15 protein-coding genes are annotated in these 16,717 nt (G+C 74.6%); 9 read left to right on the forward strand and 6 right to left on the reverse strand.

Translation table 11 applies throughout. From position 1 onward, the window contains the following. Positions 1–106: 106 nt before the first annotated feature. Positions 107–388 (reverse strand): HPr family phosphocarrier protein, encoded by a 282-nt coding sequence (locus ACSNOK_RS18705; RefSeq protein WP_436781852.1) that lies wholly within the window; start codon positions 386–388, stop codon positions 107–109. A gap of 167 nt (positions 389–555) precedes the next feature. Between ACSNOK_RS18705 and ACSNOK_RS18710 the strand changes: the two genes are divergently transcribed. From ACSNOK_RS18710 to ACSNOK_RS18725, 4 genes are all read left to right on the forward strand, one after another. Beyond that, a complete protein-coding gene (locus tag ACSNOK_RS18710; protein ID WP_436781853.1) occupies positions 556–3,342 on the forward strand; it encodes a bifunctional acetate--CoA ligase family protein/GNAT family N-acetyltransferase in 2,787 nt (928 codons plus the stop codon). Positions 3,343–3,427: 85 nt separating this feature from the next. Further along, the gene (locus ACSNOK_RS18715) at positions 3,428–4,015 is read left to right on the forward strand and encodes a DUF5998 family protein (protein ID WP_436781854.1); all 588 of its coding nucleotides are present in this window, start codon (positions 3,428–3,430) and stop codon (positions 4,013–4,015) included. After that, positions 4,015–5,223, forward strand: a complete 1,209-nt coding sequence (locus ACSNOK_RS18720) for an alkaline phosphatase family protein (protein ID WP_436781855.1) — start codon at positions 4,015–4,017, stop codon at positions 5,221–5,223. The genes ACSNOK_RS18715 and ACSNOK_RS18720 overlap by 1 nt, the downstream gene beginning before the upstream one ends. Before the next feature lie 49 nt (positions 5,224–5,272). Next, the gene (locus ACSNOK_RS18725) at positions 5,273–5,962 is read left to right on the forward strand and encodes a thymidine kinase (RefSeq protein WP_436781856.1); all 690 of its coding nucleotides are present in this window, start codon (positions 5,273–5,275) and stop codon (positions 5,960–5,962) included. Here ACSNOK_RS18725 and ACSNOK_RS18730 read toward each other — a convergent pair. Further along, positions 5,937–6,734, reverse strand: a complete 798-nt coding sequence (locus ACSNOK_RS18730; protein ID WP_436781857.1) for a VOC family protein — start codon at positions 6,732–6,734, stop codon at positions 5,937–5,939. The genes ACSNOK_RS18725 and ACSNOK_RS18730 overlap by 26 nt on opposite strands. A 313-nt stretch (positions 6,735–7,047) precedes the next feature. Between ACSNOK_RS18730 and ACSNOK_RS18735 the strand changes: the two genes are divergently transcribed. Continuing rightward, positions 7,048–7,887 (forward strand): sulfurtransferase, encoded by an 840-nt coding sequence (locus ACSNOK_RS18735; protein ID WP_436781858.1) that lies wholly within the window; start codon positions 7,048–7,050, stop codon positions 7,885–7,887. 171 nt (positions 7,888–8,058) lie between these two features. On the opposite strand, the gene sepH is transcribed toward ACSNOK_RS18735, so the two are convergent. After that, the gene (gene sepH / locus ACSNOK_RS18740; RefSeq protein ID WP_436781859.1) at positions 8,059–9,087 is read right to left on the reverse strand and encodes a septation protein SepH; all 1,029 of its coding nucleotides are present in this window, start codon (positions 9,085–9,087) and stop codon (positions 8,059–8,061) included. Between the two features lie 379 nt (positions 9,088–9,466). Between sepH and ACSNOK_RS18745 the strand changes: the two genes are divergently transcribed. Continuing rightward, a complete protein-coding gene (locus ACSNOK_RS18745; protein ID WP_436781860.1) occupies positions 9,467–10,576 on the forward strand; it encodes a hypothetical protein in 1,110 nt (369 codons plus the stop codon). Between the two features lie 72 nt (positions 10,577–10,648). Here the strand turns inward: ACSNOK_RS18745 and ACSNOK_RS18750 are convergent, their stop codons facing one another. Beyond that, positions 10,649–11,977, reverse strand: coding sequence for a D-arabinono-1,4-lactone oxidase (locus ACSNOK_RS18750; RefSeq protein WP_436781861.1), 1,329 nt, complete (start codon positions 11,975–11,977; stop codon positions 10,649–10,651). Next, positions 11,928–13,223 carry an MFS transporter gene (locus ACSNOK_RS18755; RefSeq protein WP_436781862.1) on the reverse strand — a complete coding sequence of 432 codons (1,296 nt, stop codon included), beginning with the start codon at positions 13,221–13,223 and terminating at the stop codon, positions 11,928–11,930. Before ACSNOK_RS18755 ends, ACSNOK_RS18750 begins: the two co-directional genes overlap by 50 nt. 193 nt (positions 13,224–13,416) lie before the next feature. On the opposite strand from ACSNOK_RS18755, the gene ACSNOK_RS18760 reads away from it, so the two are divergent. Together ACSNOK_RS18760 and ACSNOK_RS18765 are read left to right on the forward strand one after the other, a co-directional pair. Beyond that, the gene (locus ACSNOK_RS18760) at positions 13,417–14,544 is read left to right on the forward strand and encodes a ferrochelatase (RefSeq protein ID WP_436781863.1); all 1,128 of its coding nucleotides are present in this window, start codon (positions 13,417–13,419) and stop codon (positions 14,542–14,544) included. Between the two features lie 44 nt (positions 14,545–14,588). Continuing rightward, a complete protein-coding gene (locus ACSNOK_RS18765) occupies positions 14,589–15,398 on the forward strand; it encodes an inositol monophosphatase family protein (protein ID WP_436781864.1) in 810 nt (269 codons plus the stop codon). 98 nt (positions 15,399–15,496) lie between these two features. On the opposite strand, the gene ACSNOK_RS18770 is transcribed toward ACSNOK_RS18765, so the two are convergent. Next, complete coding sequence (locus tag ACSNOK_RS18770) at positions 15,497–15,664, reverse strand: hypothetical protein (RefSeq protein ID WP_436781865.1); 168 nt, start codon at positions 15,662–15,664, stop codon at positions 15,497–15,499. Positions 15,665–16,032: 368 nt separating this feature from the next. On the opposite strand from ACSNOK_RS18770, the gene ACSNOK_RS18775 reads away from it, so the two are divergent. Then, on the forward strand, positions 16,033–16,686 hold the full coding sequence (locus tag ACSNOK_RS18775; protein WP_223770666.1) for a response regulator transcription factor: 654 nt from the start codon (positions 16,033–16,035) through the stop codon (positions 16,684–16,686). Positions 16,687–16,717 lie beyond the last annotated feature (31 nt).

The following is a 16,717-nucleotide window of genomic DNA, read 5'->3' on the forward strand; positions in this document are numbered from 1 at the left end:
CCCCCCCCCCCCCCCCCCCCCCCCCCCCCCCCCCCCCCCCCCCCCCCCCCCCCCCGCTCGCGTCCCGCCGGAAGCCCCCGAACCGGGGGCTTCCCGGGGCGAGGGCTCAGACGGTCTCCGGGAGCTCCTCGAGCCCCTCGGCGACCAGCTTGGCCAGGCGGTCGAGCGCGGCCTCGGCACCCGCGTCCTCCGAGGCGAGGACGATCTCCTCGCCGCCCTGGGCGCCCAGGCCCAGCACGGCCAGCATCGAGGCGGCGTTGACGGGGGTGCCGCCGGCCTTGGCGATGGTCACGGGGACGCCGGCGGCGTTCGCCGCACGGACGAAGATCGACGCCGGGCGGGCGTGCAGGCCGTCGGCCCAGCCGACGTTAACGCGGCGCTCAACCATGGTGTTGCCCTTCGAATCGCTATTGGTTGTCTAGACCAGTGTCGCACGGTGCGGACAGTGCTCCGCCGCGCCCTCGAAACCGGGCGGTGGTCCGGCGACGGCCCGGCCGGCGGCCCGGCCGCGAAGTCCACCGGAGGTCTGTCGGAGGCCGGCCGTACGCTGATCCCATGCAGACGCCGTCCGAGCACGCGTACCCGGCCCACTGGGAAGCCGATGTCGTCCTCCGCGACGGCGGGACCACCCGCGTCCGGCCCATCACCCCCGACGACGTCCAGCGGCTGGTCAGCTTCTACGAACAGGTCTCGGACGAGTCCAAGTACTACCGCTTCTTCGCGCCCTACCCCCGGCTGTCCGACCGCGACCTGCACCGCTTCACCCACCACGACTACATCGACCGGGTCGGACTGGCCGCCACGGTCCGCGGCGAGTTCATCGCCACCGTCCGCTACGACCGCATCGACTCCCGCGGCCGGCCGGCCCACGGCCCCACCGAGGAGGCCGAGGTCGCCTTCCTGGTCCAGGACGCCCACCAGGGGCGCGGGGTCGCCTCCGCCCTGCTGGAGCACATCGCCGCCGTCGCCCGCGAGCGCGGCATCCGGCGCTTCGCGGCCGAGGTGCTGCCCGCCAACACCAAGATGATCAAGGTGTTCACGGACGCCGGGTACACCCAGAAGCGGAGCTTCGAGGACGGCGTCGTCCGCCTGGAGCTCGACCTGGAGCCGACGGACCGCTCGCTCGCCGTCCAGCGCGCCCGCGAGCAGCGCGCCGAGGCCCGCTCCGTACAGCGCCTCCTCGCCCCCGGCAGCGTCGCGGTCTTCGGGACCGGCCGCGAGCCCGGCGGCATGGGACGCGCCGTGCTCCGCAACGTGCTCGCCGGCGGGTTCGCCGGACGGGTCCTCGCGGTCAACACCTCCTTCCCCGACGGCCTCACCACGCTCGAACCCGAGGGCGTCCCCGCCCTCCGCTCGCTCCGCGAGGCCGGCGGACCGGTCGACCTCGCCGTCGTCGCCGTGCCCGCCGACCGCGTGCCGTCCGTCGTCGAGGACTGCGGGGAGCACGGCGTCCAGGGCCTCGTGGTGCTCTCCGCCGGGTACGCGGAGAGCGGGCCCGAGGGCCGGGAGCGCCAGCGCGACCTGGTCCGGCAGGCCCGCTCGTACGGCATGCGCATCATCGGGCCCAACTCGTTCGGCCTGGTGAACACCGCCGCCGGGGTCCGCCTCAACGCCTCCCTCGCCCCCGAGCTGCCCCCGCCCGGGCGCGTCGGCCTCTTCAGCCAGTCCGGCGCCATCGGCATCGCCCTGCTCTCCGGACTGCAGCGGCGGGCGGCCGGTCTGGCCGGCCTGGCCTCCGTGTCCACCTTCGTCTCGACGGGCAACCGCGCGGACGTCTCCGGGAACGACTTCCTCCAGTTCTGGGACGAGGACCCGGACACCGACGTCGCCCTGATGTACCTGGAATCCATCGGCAACCCGCGCAAGTTCACCCGCATCGCCCGGCGCACCGCGCGGCACAAGCCGGTCGTCGTCGTCAAGGGCGCCCGGCACGGCGGCGTCACCCCCGCGGGTCACACCGTGCCCACCACCCGCATGCCCGACGCCACCGTCTCCCACCTCCTCCGGCAGGCCGGTGTCATCCGCGTCGACACCGTCACGGAACTCTCCGACACCGGCCTGCTGCTCGCCGCCCAGCCGCTGCCCGCCGGCCCCCGCGTGGCCATCCTGGGCAACTCCCAGTCCCTGGCGCTGCTCACCTACGACGCCTGCCTCACCGACGGCCTGCGCCCGCTGGCCCCGGAGGACCTGACCACCGACGCCCGGCCGGAGGACTTCCGCCGGGCGCTCGGCGCCGCCCTGGCGGACCCGGACTGCGACGCCGTCGTCGTCACCGCCATCCCCCGGGTCGACGGCGAGTCGGCCGCCGGCCTCGCCACCGCGCTGCGCGAGGCGGTCACCGCCGCTCCCACGGCGAAGCCCGTGTGCGTGGTGCACCTGGAGATCCCCGGCCTCGCCGAGGCCCTGGCCGCCCCGCCGGACGCCACCGGCCCCACCGGTCCCGGCTCGGTGCGCGTCCCCGCCTACCCCGCCGCCGAACGGGCCGCCCGGGCCCTGGCCCACGCCGCCCGGTACGCCGAGTGGCGGCGCCGCACCGAGGAGCACCCCGGCCGCGTCCCCGAGTACGAGGACATCGACGAGGCGGGCGCGGCGGCCGACATCGAGGTGCTGCTCGCCGCCCACGGCCTCGCCGAGGGCGACCCCGCCGGGCCGCGCGCCGTCACCCTGTCCGCCGCCGACACCCAGCGGCTCCTCGCCCGCTACGGCATCGCCGTCCTCCCCGCGCTGCCCGCCCCCGACCCGGACGCCGCCGTGGCGGCGGCCCACCGGCTGGGCTTCCCCGTCGCCCTCAAGCCCACCGCCCCGCACCTGCGGCACCGCGCCGACCTGGGCGGCGTCCGCCTCGACCTCGGCGGCGAGGCGGAACTGCTGCGTGCCTACAGCGAGTTGACGGAGCTGCTCGGCAAGCCGTCCGAGACCCGCCTGGTGGTCCAGTCGATGGCGCCGCGCGGTGTCGACACCGTCGTCCGGGCCGCGATCGACCCGGCGGCCGGGGCGGTGCTCTCCTTCGGCCTCGCCGGGGCCCCGTCGCTGCTGCTCGGCGACACCGCGCACTGCCTGGTCCCGGCCACCGACCGGGACGCGGCCGAGCTGATCCGCTCGGTGCGCACGGCGCCGCTCCTCTTCGGCTGGCGGGGCGCCGCCCCCGTCGACACCGGGGCGCTGGAGGAGCTGCTGCTGCGCGTCTCCCGGCTGATGGACGACCATCCGGAGGTGGTCGGCGCCGACCTGGAGCCGGTGATCGTCGCCCAGCACGGCATCCACGTCCTGGGCGCCTCCATACGCCTGGCTCCGCCGCCGCCGCGCACGGACCTGGGGCCGCGGAGCCTGCCGACGTACTGAGGGGGCCGTGGCGCGACCGGGGGCGGGAGGCCCCGGCCCGGGCATCGGCGGCGGCAGGGGTCCGTACGCCCCGTAGGATGGGCGTATGGCGAAGACCGGTACGACGACCCAGGGGCTGCGCGCGGCGATCGAGCGCAGCGGCTACTACCCGGCCCTCGTGGCCGAGGCCGTGGAGGCGGCCGTGGGCGGGGAGCCGGTCGTGTCGTACCTGGTCCACCAGGAGACGACGTTCGACTCGAACGAGGTCCGCCGCCATGTGACGGTCCTCGTCCTCACCCGTACGCGGTTCATCGTCAGCCACACCGACGAGCAGGCGGCCGACGGCACCTCGCCGTCCCCCTACGCCACCACCTCGACGGAGTCCGTGAAGCTGGAGCGGATCTCCTCGGTGGTCGTCAGCCGGGTCGTGGCCAACCCCGAGTCCTACACTCCGGGCGCGCTGCCCCGCGAGGTGGTCCTCACCATCGGCTGGGGCGCGGTCTCCCGGATCGACCTGGAGCCCGCCGCCTGCGGCGACCCCAACTGCGACGCGGACCACGGCTATACGGGCTCCTCGACCGCCGACGACCTCAGCCTGCGGGTCAGCGAGGCGGGCGACGGACCCGACAGCGTCCGCCAGACCCTCGCCTTCGCCCAGGCGATCTCCGAGGCGACCGCGGTCACCGGCCGCTGATGTCGTACCCGAACACCGCGGGCGCCGCCTGGCACGAGCCCGCCCCGCTGGACCCCGGCACCGCGCCGCTGCCGCGGTACGGCTCCGGTTCCCTCGCCGACCTGCTGCCCGCCGCGGTGGCGGGCATGGGCGTCCCGGGCTTCCGTTCCGGACTGGAACTGGCGCCCGCCGACCGGGTCTGCGTCTTCCTGATCGACGGCCTGGGCTGGGAGCTGCTGCGGGCCCACCCCGCCGAGGCGCCGTTCCTCCATTCGCTGCTCGGCAGTTCGCTGAACGGCACCGGCGCCCCGCTGACCGCCGGTTTCCCGTCCACCACGGCGACCTCGCTGGCCTCCGTGGGCACGGGCCTGCCGCCCGGCGCCCACGGTCTGGCCGGGTACACGGTCCTCGACCCGGCCACCGGCGAGCTGATGAACCAGCTGCGCTGGCGCCCCTGGACGGATCCGCACCACTGGCAGCCGTACCCCACCGTCTTCCGGCTCGCGGACGACGCGGGCGTGCACACCTGCCAGGTCTCGGCCCCCGACTTCGAGCACACCCCGCTGACCCGGATCGCGCTCAGCGGCGGCACCTTCCACGGCCGGCTGTCCGGCGAGGACCGCATGGACCTCGCCGCCGCGCAGCTCGGCGCCGCCGACCGCTCGCTCGTGTACACGTACTACAGCGAGGTGGACGGCAAGGGCCACCGCTTCGGCGTCGACTCCGAGGAGTGGCGCGGTCAGCTGATGTACGTCGACCTGCTCGCCCGGCGGCTCGCCGAACAACTGCCCCCGCGCTCGGTGCTCTACGTCACCGCCGACCACGGCATGATCGACATCCCGTTCACCCCGGACGCCCGCATCGACTTCGACGAGGACTGGGAGCTCCGCGCCGGTGTCGCGCGGCTCGGCGGGGAGGCCCGGGCCCGGCACGTCTACGCCGTACCGGGGGCCGCCGCCGATGTGCTCGCCGTCTGGCGCGAGGTGCTGGGGGAGCAGATGTGGGTCGCGGGACGCGACGAGGCCATCGAGGCCGGCTGGTTCGGCCCGCCCGGCGCGAGCGTGGACGACCGCGTGCACGCGCGGATCGGCGACGTGGTCGCCGCGGCCCGGGACGACGTGGCGATCGTCGCCACCGAGACCGAGCCCAACGAGTCCCGCATGGTGGGGCTGCACGGCTCCATGACGCCCGTCGAGCAGCTGGTGCCGCTCCTCGAAGTCCGCACCTGAGCACCCCCCGTCCTTACCGCCCCACGAAACGAAAGGCGTTGGCCTTCCCATGCCCGAGCTGGTGTTCTTCTCCGGAACGATGGACTGCGGAAAGAGCACCCTCGCTCTGCAGATCGAGCACAACCGTTCGGCCCGCGGTCTGCAAGGGATGATCTACAGCCGCAACGACCGCGCGGGCGAGGGCAAACTGTCGTCCCGGCTCGGTCTGATGACGGACTCGGTCGAGGCGGGCGAGGGGTTCGACTTCTACGCCCATGTGGTCGGTCACCTCTCCGCCGGCGGCCGGGTGGACTACGTCATCGCGGACGAGGCCCAGTTCCTCGCCCCCGAGCAGGTGGACCAGTTGGCCCGGATCGTCGACGACCTCGAACTGGACGTCTTCGCCTTCGGCATCACCACCGACTTCCGCACCCGGCTCTTCCCCGGCTCGCAGCGGCTGGTCGAGCTCGCCGACCGCATCGAGGTGCTCCAGGTCGAGGCCCTGTGCTGGTGCGGAGCCCGCGCCACCCACAACGCCCGGACGGTCGGCGGACAGATGGTCGTGGAGGGGGCCCAGGTGGTCGTCGGGGACGTCAACCAGCCGGAGACGGTGGTGGGTTACGAGGTGCTGTGCCGCCGTCACCACCGCCGGCGCCTCACCGCCGCGGCGGCCCGGGCCGCCGCCCTCTCCCCGGACGTGCTGCCGGTGGACCCCGAGACGGCGGACGGCATGGCTACCGGGGCGACCGCACCAGCGTGAGAACGGCCCCCTCCGGGTCCGCGACCGACGCCGTCCGCCCCGCCGGACCGTCCTGCGGGGCCTCCAGCACCCGCCCGCCCAGCTCCTCCGCGCGCCGGACGGCGGCGTCGGTGTCGGCCACCTCGAACCAGGTCGTCCAGTGCGGGCGCCGCACCGCGGCCCCGACCCCGCGCACCGAGGCGACCGGCCGGCCGTCCAGGTGGAGGGTGAGCCGGTCGGAGGCGACGGAGTCGGCCGGCTTGACCTCGTAGGGGAAGAGCGCCTTGTAGAACTTCAGGGCGACGGCCGCGTCATGGGTCAGCAGCTCGTGCCAGACGGCGGTGCCGGGCGTCCCCGGTGCCGCCGGCGCCGGCGGCACGTGCGCCTGCCGGACGCCGAAAGGGGCGCCGGCCGGGTCGGAGGCCAGCACCAGGCGGCCCGCGTCCCCGGTGGCGAGCGGACCCACCCCCACCGTGCCGCCCGAGCAACGGATCCACTCCGCCGTCACATCGGCGTCGTCACTGGCCAGATACGTGGTCCACTCCCTCGGCAGCCGCCGGTCGGGCGGCAGCTCGCCGAGCCCCGCGACCTCGCGGCCGTCGAGCGTGGCGCGGACGCAGGGGCCGAGCCGGCACGGCCCGGGGCTGTCGTAACTCCAGCCGAACAGGCCGCCGTAGAACTCCTTCGTCGCCCCCAGGTCGTGCACCAGCAGGCTCGTCCAGCAGGGGGTGCCCGGGACATGCCGGACCCGCCCCTCGCTCCGCTGCGGGGCGGACCCCCAAACCTCGGTCATCGTCGCTCTCTCCTCGGACCATCGTGGTGGCCGCGCGGCGCTCCCATGGCCTGGCGGCACGGGCGGAACACCCGTGGACCGCGGCGCGCGGGGTGGTGCGGGACGGTGCCTGAGCAGATGGTTGCACCACCGGTCGTGTCATGCCCCCCGGCCGCGCCGGATGACACGGGTTCCCGTGGGATCCAGCAGGAAGAGGCCGGAAATCGCGTTTCGCTTCCGTTTCGGGGCTCTTGCCGTCCGGTATCGATCGGTCGTGCGCTGTCCCGTCAGGGTGCCTGTCGGGCGGAGAGGTGGCTACGCCAGGATGGCCGGTATGAATCCGATCATCAGCGCAAGGGAATTGGCGGAGCGGCGGGCGGCGGGGGAGCGGTCGCTCCGCCTGCTGGACGTGCGGTGGCAGTCGTCCGGCCCGTCCTGCCGCCCGGAGTACGACGCGGGCCACCTCCCCGGTGCCGTCTACGTCGATCTGGAGGACGAGCTGACGGGTCCGAAGGGGACGGGCTGCCGCCACCCGCTGCCCGACCCGGCCGTCCTCGGGGCCGTGCTGCGCCGCGCGGGCGTCTCCGCGGACGACGACGTGATCGTGTACGACGGCGGGCAGAACTGGGCGGCGGCGCGCACCTGGTGGCTGTTGCGCTGGACGGGTCACCGGTCGGTGCGCGTGCTCGACGGCGGCGTGGCCGCGTGGACGGCCGCGGGCTACGAGCTCACGGACGAGGTGCCGGAGGTCCCCGAGGGCGACTTCGTCCCGGCGCCGGGCGCGGTGCCACTGCTCGACGCGGACGGCGCGGCGGCGCTCGCCCGCCGCGGCGTACTGCTGGACGCCCGAGCGGCGGAGCGCTACCGGGGCGAAGTGGAGCCGCTGGACCCGGTCGCGGGCCACATCCCCGGCGCGCTCTCCGCGCCGACCACCGACAACGTGGACGGGAACGGGCTGTTCCGCCCGGCCGCCGAACTGGCCGAGCGGTTCGCCGCGCTGGGCGCGGTGCCGGGAGCCGAGGTGGGGGTCTACTGCGGGTCCGGGGTCTCCGGGGCTCATGAGGTGCTGGCGCTGGCGGTGGCGGGTGTGCCGGCCGCCTTGTACGCGGGCTCGTGGAGCGAGTGGACGGCGGACCCGTCCCGCCCGGTGGCCACGGGAGCGCAGCCGGGCTGAGGCCGGGGTTCGGCGGCATGCCGATTGCCGGGCGCGACCGCCCGGCAATTCAGGCAAAAGGGTTACGGGGTCACGGCCGTGCGCGACCACGCGAAAGGGTAGGTATCGGACTCGGTACCGGCCCGGAGCCGGTTTGGGAGGCGGCGAACGGAACGTCGCCGTCCGCCCGTCTCACTCCTGTTTCTTGCGCCGTGTCCCGAAGACGATCTCGTCCCAGCTCGGGACCGCGGCCCTGCGGCCCGGACGGACACCGTCCGCCTCGGCCTGCCGGTCCGTGGTGCCGACCAGCCGCTCCCGGTGCCCGGCCACCGACCGGGGCATCAGCACATCCGCGTACGCCGACCCCGCGCTCGCCGCCGGGGCGGGCGGCTCGACGGCCTCCGCCTCCTCCGCCGGGGCCTCGTCCTGCGGGGCCGGCGGCGGTTCGGGTACGACCATGTCGCCCCGGAAGCTGGGCACGGCCTCCAGCAGGCTGGTCAGGGAGTCGCGCTCCTTGGCCCCCTCCTCGGCGACGGGCGCCGCGACGGCCGCCGGGGCCTCGGCGGGCTCCGGCGCCGGGCGGTCCTGGAGCCGCTCCCGGGGCAGCCGGGCGATGCGCGGGACGAAGGGGAAGCTGGGCTCCGGGGTGTCCTCGGTCTCGCCGATCAGCGCCCGCGCCTCGTCGTCCAGCGCAGAGACGATCCGGCGCGGCGGATCGTAGGTCCAGCTCGCGGCCCGGGGCTCACCGGCCACGCGGTAGACCAGCAGTACTTCCCAGGTGCCGTCGTCGCGCCGCCAGGAATCCCACTGGGCGGTGTCCTTCTCGGCGCCCCGCAGCAGCAGTCGCTCCGCGACGGCCTCACCGAGCTGCGGCCCGGTGCTCTCGCCGGGGCGGCGCACGGGGGTCTTGCGGGCGCGCTCGGCCATGAAGGCGCGCTCCGCGAGGACCGGGCCCTCGAAGCGGCGCACCCGTTCGACGGGGATGCCGGCGAGCTGCGCGACCTCCTCGGCGGAGGCGCCGGCCCGGATCCGGGCCTGGATGTCGCGGGGCCTGAGGTGGCTCTCCACCTCGATCTCGATCTGCCCCAGGCGTGCGCGGTCGTTGCGCACGGCGGCGCGCAGCCGCTCGTCGATGGGAAGGGTGTACTCCGTGCTGTCCGCAGCCTTGAGCACCAGCCGTGTGCCGTCGTTGGAGACGGCCACGACACGCAGTTCGGGCATGGGGACCTCCCGGGTGGTGCCTGCCGACGTCACGTGCGTCGCTGCTTCCGCTGGTCGAGTGTGGCCTGCCCGGGTAGCAGCCTGCCACAACATTGCCGAGTTGACGGGGCGAGAGCCGCCCGGGCCCCTCCCGTTGGGTCCGGGCAACCGGACGGGATACCGGGGCCGGGCTCGCCACAGTACTCCATTCGGACCACTGGGGGTGGAGCGGCGCGCCATCGATGTTCACGTCCGGCAAGGGAGTTGATTGCCCCCTCTTGCGCCGGAGACCTTCCCACGGGTGGCGAGGTTCACACAATCACCGGATTCGGAACTGTTCGTTACGCTCGAATGTCCCTTCCCAGTGCAAGAGGCACGAAAGGTTCGACAGAGGCTGGAGATGGACGACAAAGCCGAAAGTGGCGCAAAGGCCAAGGCCAAACGCCTGGACTTGAGCGTCGCCCAGGTGGCGGGCAGTGCGCTGGCCGCGGTGATCGCCGCCCTGCTCGCCGGCAAGCTCGGGGTCTACGGCACGGTGATCGGCGCCGGCGTCGTCAGCGTGGTCGCCACCACGGGTGGCACGGTCTTCCAGCACCTGTTCAGACGGACCGGCGAACAGGTGCGCGACGTGGCCGTCCAGGCCGCGCGGCCCCGCCTGCGTCAGGTCCCGCTTGACCACGCCGAGCGGGCGGTCGGCCGGGCGCGTGCCGCCGACGTCTCCGACCTCCCGGCCGGACCTCCCGCCGCCTCGCTGCCGCCGGATCCCGACCGCACCCGGTTGCTCGCGGGGATCGGCACGGACGGTGACGAGGACGCGACGCGGATGCTGCCGGAAGCGCACGCCGGGGCGTACCCCGGCGCGTACGACAGTGCGCACCCCGTTCACGGCTCCGAAAGGTTTTCCGGGGAGTTCTCGGCCGGCACGACGCACGGCACCCGGTGGCGCGGCTGGAAGCGTCCGCTTCTGGCCGCCGGCGCGGTCTTCGTCCTGGCCATGGGCGCGGTGACGGCGGTCGAGCTGGTGTCCGGGCAGAGCGCCGACGGCGCGAAGGACAGCACGACGATCCTGCGGACGTTCCAGCGGGGCACCTCCGACCATCGGAACACCGACGACCACAAGGGCGGCGAGAAGAAGGGGGAGAAGGGCGAGAACGGGGACAAGGGGGAGAAGGGCCGGGAAGGCTCTTCCGGTACCGGGTCGGACACCGACGGCGACGGGAGCCGTGAACCGTCGAGTTCGCCGGGTACCGGCACCTCCGGGGCCGGCGGCGAGGACAAGGGCGGCGCGTCGCCGTCGCCCGACGCCTCCCGGCCCGCCGGCGGGTCCGGCGGGCAGACGCCGGACCCGGGGAAGACCCCGTCCGGCGGCGGCTCGGCGACCCCGGACCGGACCCCCGACCCGGGCGGCTCGCCCGCCGCGGGTCAGAGCGGGGGCCAGGGCGGCACGGCCGAGGGCAAGGGCGGCGCGAGCGCGCCCCCGCCGGCGGGCGAGAAGGGAAGTGGGGCCTGATCCCCGCCCTCCCGCTCCTGGGCCGCGCGCCCCGGAGCGGGAGGGCCGCCACCCTCGGCCCTCCCGTCGCGCTCAGTCGCCGAGCACGCGCCGCAGGTACGGGTTGCCGAACACCCGGTCCGGGTCCAGCCGGTCCCGTACGGCCGCGAAGTCCGCGAACCGCGGGTAGACCCCGGCCAGGTAGGCGGCGTCCCGGCCGTGCAGCTTCCCCCAGTGCGGCCGGCCGCCGTGCGCGGTCATGATCTCCTCCGCCGCCGAGAAGTACGCCCGGTACGGCGCGCCCCGGTACATGTGCACCGCGAGGTAGACGGTGTCGCGCCCGGAGGCGGTCGACAGCCAGACGTCGTCCGCCGGGGCGGTCCGCACCTCCACGGGGAAGGCCACCCGCAGCCGCCGCCGTTCGATGACCGTCCGCAGCTCGCGCAGCGCCGCGACGGCGGCCTCGCGCGGCAGGGCGTACTCCATCTCCACGAAGCGGACCCGGCGGGGGCTGGTGAAGACCCGGTACGGGATGTCGGTGTACGTGCGTGCGGACAGGGCGCGGCCGGTGACGCGGGCGATGGAGGGCACCGCCGCGGGCACCGCCCGGCCCACCGCGCAGACCACGCCGAACAGGCCGTTCGACAGCAGTTCGTCGTCCACCCAGGCGCCGAGCCGGCCGAGCGGCGCGGCGGGGCCGGTGCTGCGGTTGTTGCGCTTGGTGGTGCAGCACTCGGTGTGCGGGAACCAGTAGAACTCGAAGTGCTCGTTCTCCGTCGCGAGCCGGTCGAACTCGGCCGTGACCCGGTCGAAGGGCATCGGTTCCTCGCACGCCGTGAGCAGGAACTCCGGCTCCACGGCGAAGGTGAGCGCGGTGATCACGCCGAGCGCGCCCAGGCCGACCCGGGCCGCCGCGAAGACCTCGGGGTGTTCCGTCGCCGAGCAGGTGAGCACCGAGCCGTCCGCGGTGACCAGTTCCAGGGCCCGGACCTGGGCGGCGATCGAGGCCGAGTCGCGGCCGGTGCCATGGGTGCCGGTGTTGACGGCGCCGGAGACCGTCTGCTCCATGATGTCGCCCATGTTCGTCAGCGACAGGCCCTGAGCGGACAGCGCCCGGTTCAGATCGGCGAGCCGGGTGCCGGCCCCGACGGTCACCGTGCCGGCCGCCCGGTCGACGGACCGTATGCCCGCCAGCCGGTGCGGGCGTATCAGCACCCCGTCCGTCACCGCGGCGGCGGTGAACGAGTGACCCGAGCCGACGGCCTTCACCCGCAGCCCGTCGGCGGCCGCGGCCGCGACCACCCGGGCCAGCTCGGGGACCGACCCCGGGGTCACCGTCCGGTCCGGGAAGGCGGTGACGTTCCCCGCCCAGTTACGCCACACGCTTGTTCGTGCCGGAGTCCTCGCTGGTGTTCGCGTCATGTGCGCCAGACCCTCCCCTAGGCCGCGGGACGGACGTCCCGGTGCGCCGGGAGACCCGCTCCTCCGGCGCCGACCGCAGCCGGCGGTACCCGAGGAACGCCCCGACGGCCGCCAGCGCCCCCGCCGCACCGGGTACGGCGTACCCCGTGCCGGCCCCCGCGGCGTCCACCAGCGCACCGGCGGCGGACGAGCCGAGCGCCGCCCCGACGGCCATCCCGGTGCTCGTCCAGGTCATGCCCTCGGTGAGGTTGGCGCGCGGTACGTTCCGCTCGACCAGGGCCATGGTGGTGACCATCGTGGGTGCGATGGCCAGGCCCGCGAAGAAGAGCGCGACGGCCAGGGACGGCAGGTTCCCGACCAGTTGGAGGGGGATCATACTCACGGCCATCAGACAGACCCCGACGAGCCAGCGGCGGGCCGGGTCGCCCTTGGGGCGGAGCAGGCCGAACACCGTGCCCGCGAGGCACGAGCCGAGCGCCCAGACGGCCAGCACCACGCTGGACAGCGCCTTGTGGCCGAGCTCCTCGGCGAAGGCGACGGTGACCACCTCTATCGAGCCGAACAGGGCACCCATCGCGACGGAGGCCCCCACGAGGACCCGGAGGCCGCCCGAGCGCAGGGCGCTGCCGGCACGGCCGTGCGCCGCACCGGCCGGGACCGGCTCGGTGGCCCGCTGCGCGGTCAGCCAGAAGACGCCGACCAGCAGGAAGACGCCGGCCAGCAGCGGCCCGGCCTCCGGGAACCAGCCGGTGGACAGGCCGATGGCGAGGATCGGGCCGACGATGAACACGAGCTCGTCGATCACGGACTCCGCGGAGTACGCGGTGTGCAGATCGCTCGGGGAGTCGCGGTAGAGGGCCGCCCAGCGGGCCCGGACCATCGACCCCACGCTGGGCACCGCGCCGGTGGCGAGCACGAAGACGAAGAGCGTCCAGTGCGGCCATCGCAACTGCGCGGCCAGCAGCAGGAACCCCGTGCCCACCAGGGAGAACAGGGTCACCGGACGCATCACCCGCCGCTGCCCGTACCGGTCGACCAGCCGTGAGACCTGGGGCCCCATCGCGGCGGTGGCCAGGGCCAGCGCCGCGGAGAGCGCTCCTGCCAGCCCGTACTCGCCGGTGAGCTCCGAGACCATGGTCACGATGCCGATGCCCATCATCGACAGCGGCATACGGCCGAGAAGACCGGCCGCGGAGAAGCCCTTGGCCCCGGGTGCGGCGAAGATCGCGCGATACGGACTGGACAATCCGGCTCCGCCCTGAAAAGAGGAATGAACGGTTCTGGAACGAGGGTGCACCAGGGGACTTCGATGGCCCATACAGGCTACGGGGGAACCTCTGTTCGCCGCGCGGTATTTCCCATCGCTTCCGGGACTCCCGCCTTCCGGCCGGCGGTGCCGGGTGACGCGGCTGTCAGTGGGGGGTGGCAGGATCGTCACCATGTCGGATCAGCCAGCCCACGCCCCGTACGACGCCCTGCTGTTGCTCTCCTTCGGCGGCCCCGAGGGCCCGGACGACGTCGTCCCGTTCCTGGAGAACGTGACGCGTGGCCGGGGCATCCCCCGCGAGCGGCTCAAGGAGGTCGGGCAGCACTACTTCCTGTTCGGCGGCGTCAGCCCCATCAACGACCAGAACCGCGAGCTGCTGCGCGCCCTGCGCGAGGAGCTCGCGGCGAGCGGCGTCGACCTGCCGGTGTACTGGGGCAACCGCAACTGGGCGCCGTATCTGACCGACACCCTCCGCGAGCTGGTCCACGACGGCCGGCGCCGGGTGCTGACCCTCGCCACCAGCGCGTACGCCTCCTACTCCGGCTGCCGCCAGTACCGGGAGAACCTGGCCGACGCGCTGGCCACGCTGGAGGCCGAGGGGCTCCCCGTCCCGCGCGTCGACAAGCTGCGGCACTACTTCAACCACCCCGGCTTCGTCCGCCCCATGATCGACGCCACCCTGGCGGCCCTCGCGGAGCTGCCCGAGGACGTCCGGGCCGGCGCGCACCTCGCCTTCACCACCCACTCCATCCCCACGGCCGCCGCCGACACCTCCGGCCCGGCGGAGGACCACGGCGACGGCGGCGCCTACGTCGCCCAGCACCTCGACGTGGCCCGGACCATCGCCGACGCCGTGCGCGCGGAGACCGGCACCGACCGCCCCTGGCGGCTCGTCTACCAGTCCCGCAGCGGCGCCCCGCACATCCCGTGGCTGGAACCCGACATCTGCGACCACCTGGAGGCGGTGCACGCCGAGGGCGCCCCCGCGGTGGTGATGATCCCCATCGGCTTCGTCTCCGACCACATGGAGGTCAAGTACGACCTCGACACCGAGGCCAAGGCCAAGGCCGTCGAGCTCGGCCTGCCCGTCGCCCGCGCGGCGACCGTCGGCGCCGACCCGCGGTTCGCCGCCGCCGTCCGCGAGCTGGTCCTGGAGCGGGCCGCCACCGAGCGCGGCGAGCGGCCCGAGCGCTGCGCGCTGGGCGCCCTCGGCCCCTCGCACGACCTCTGCCCCGTCGGCTGCTGCCCGGCCCGGGCGCCGCGCCCCGCCGCGGCCGGCGCGGACAGCCCCTACGCGTGACCCGCGCGGCCCGCACCCCCACCAGCACCAGGCAAGGAGCACCCGTGAACGCCCCCACCGACGCCCTCAAGGCCGAGCTGCTCACCGTGGCCCTGGAGGCCGCCGAGCGGGCCGGCGCGCTGCTCAGGGACGGCCGCCCCGCCGACCTCGGGGTGGCCGCCACCAAGACCAGCCCCATCGACGTCGTCACCGAGATGGACCTCGCCTCCGAGAAACTGATCACCGGCTACCTCGCCGAGCACCGGCCCGACGACGGCGTGCTGGGGGAGGAAGGCGCCAGCACGCCCGGCACCAGCGGGGTGCGCTGGGTGATCGACCCCCTCGACGGCACGGTGAACTACCTCTACGGCCTGCCGTCCTGGTCGGTCTCCATAGCCGCCGAATACGCCGGCGAGACCGTCGTCGGCGTGGTGGCCGCGCCGCTGCGCGGCGAGACCTACCGGGCCGTCCTCGGCGAGGGCGCCTGGCTCGGCGACCGCCGGCTGCGCGTCCGCCCCGCCCCCGCCTTCGAGCAGGCGCTCCTCGGCACCGGCTTCGGCTACCTCACCGCCCGCCGCGCCGCCCAGGCCGAGGTGGTCCGCAGGCTGCTGCCCGAGGTCCGGGACATCCGGCGCGGCGGCTCCGCCGCCATCGACCTCTGCGACGTGGCCTGCGGCCGGCTCGACGGCTACTACGAGCGCGGCCTCAACCCCTGGGACCTCGCGGCCGGCGACCTCGTCGCCCGCGAGGCGGGGGCGCTCACCGGCGGCCGCCCCGGCGCCCCCGCCTCCGGCGAGCTCACCGTCGCCGCCCCGCCCGGCTTCTTCGAGCCCCTCCAGGCCCGCCTGGAGGAGCTGGGCGCCTGGCAGGACTGAGGCCGAGCCCGGCGCCCGGCGGGCCGCGGGCCCACACGGCGGAGGGCCCCGGTGCACGAGGCACCGGGGCGCTCCACCCGTCCGTCGCGGGTCAAGGGTCAGGCGGCGCTGACCTCGACGCCATGCTCCGCGGCGAGGCGGTGCAGGTCGTCCAGCTCCGCCTGTTCCATGTCGGCGAGAAAGTCGTCTCCGCTGCGGCGGGCCCGGTCGAGATCACTCCGCGTGGTCTCTATGCGCTGCAGAATGCCGGCGGTGAACGCGTCCATGCTGCGCCCCCTCCTGGGTCGGCTCGGTGGCACGGGGGTGTGCCGGGGGGTTCCCCGGTTGGGAGCCGGGGAAGACGATCACGTGCGTGGTGGTCCCCCACGGTGCCGCGCGGTCATGGCGCACCGCATTACGGGGGTCGTGATCGCGGGTGTGCAGACGTCTTCCCCACCCCTGTCCACGCGGAAACCTCCCGTCCGCAAACGGACGGGAACCCGCCTCCGCGAGCCGCCCGGAGCCCCTTACAGCCGGTTTATCGGTGTTCGGGGCAGGATGGAGGGACCACCGGTGGCCGTCCCGCCTGCCCGCGGGGCCCGCCGGAACCACCCCCGTACCCCAGGCCCGTCGGGCCCCTGAGGAAGGAAGACCCGTGCGCGTACTCGTCGTCGAGGACGAGCAGCTGCTCGCCGATGCCGTCGCCACCGGACTGCGCCGGGAGGCCATGGCCGTCGACGTCGTGTACGACGGGGCCGCCGCCCTGGAGCGCATCGCCGTCAACGACTACGACGTGGTCGTCCTCGACCGCGACCTGCCGCTGGTCCACGGCGACGACGTCTGCCGCAAGGTCGTCGAGCTCCAGCTGGCCACCCGCATCCTGATGCTCACCGCCTCCGGCGACGTCAGCGACCGCGTCGAGGGCCTGGAGATCGGCGCCGACGACTACCTGCCCAAGCCCTTCGCCTTCAGCGAGCTGATCGCCCGCGTCCGGGCGCTGGGCCGGCGCACCACCGTCGCCCTGCCGCCCGTCCTGGAGCGGGCCGGCATCCGGCTCGACCCCAATCGCCGCGAGGTGTTCCGCGACGGACGCGAGGTGCAGCTGGCGCCCAAGGAGTTCGCGGTGCTGGAGGTGCTGATGCGCAGCGAAGGTGCCGTGGTCTCCGCCGAGCAACTGCTGGAGAAGGCCTGGGACGAGAACACGGACCCCTTCACCAACGTCGTCCGCGTCACCGTCATGACGCTGCGCCGCAAGCTCGGCGAGCCGCCCGTGATCGTCACGGTCCCCGGCTCCGGATACCGGATCTGACCCCCCGATGGCCCCCACGCCCTCCACGCCC

This window comes from Streptomyces sp. URMC 126 (assembly GCF_051386555.1).
GTDB lineage: Bacteria > Actinomycetota > Actinomycetes > Streptomycetales > Streptomycetaceae > Streptomyces.

Coding starts and splice junctions, on each gene's coding strand:
- ACSNOK_RS18705 (WP_436781852.1), bottom strand. CDS start 388: ATGGTTGAGCGCCGCGTTAACGTCGGCTGGGCCGACGGCCTGCACGCC.
- ACSNOK_RS18710 (WP_436781853.1), top strand. CDS start 556: ATGCAGACGCCGTCCGAGCACGCGTACCCGGCCCACTGGGAAGCCGAT.
- ACSNOK_RS18715 (WP_436781854.1), top strand. CDS start 3,428: ATGGCGAAGACCGGTACGACGACCCAGGGGCTGCGCGCGGCGATCGAG.
- ACSNOK_RS18720 (WP_436781855.1), top strand. CDS start 4,015: ATGTCGTACCCGAACACCGCGGGCGCCGCCTGGCACGAGCCCGCCCCG.
- ACSNOK_RS18725 (WP_436781856.1), top strand. CDS start 5,273: ATGCCCGAGCTGGTGTTCTTCTCCGGAACGATGGACTGCGGAAAGAGC.
- ACSNOK_RS18730 (WP_436781857.1), bottom strand. CDS start 6,734: ATGACCGAGGTTTGGGGGTCCGCCCCGCAGCGGAGCGAGGGGCGGGTC.
- ACSNOK_RS18735 (WP_436781858.1), top strand. CDS start 7,048: ATGAATCCGATCATCAGCGCAAGGGAATTGGCGGAGCGGCGGGCGGCG.
- sepH (WP_436781859.1), bottom strand. CDS start 9,087: ATGCCCGAACTGCGTGTCGTGGCCGTCTCCAACGACGGCACACGGCTG.
- ACSNOK_RS18745 (WP_436781860.1), top strand. CDS start 9,467: ATGGACGACAAAGCCGAAAGTGGCGCAAAGGCCAAGGCCAAACGCCTG.
- ACSNOK_RS18750 (WP_436781861.1), bottom strand. CDS start 11,977: ATGACGCGAACACCAGCGAGGACTCCGGCACGAACAAGCGTGTGGCGT.
- ACSNOK_RS18760 (WP_436781863.1), top strand. CDS start 13,417: ATGTCGGATCAGCCAGCCCACGCCCCGTACGACGCCCTGCTGTTGCTC.
- ACSNOK_RS18770 (WP_436781865.1), bottom strand. CDS start 15,664: ATGGACGCGTTCACCGCCGGCATTCTGCAGCGCATAGAGACCACGCGG.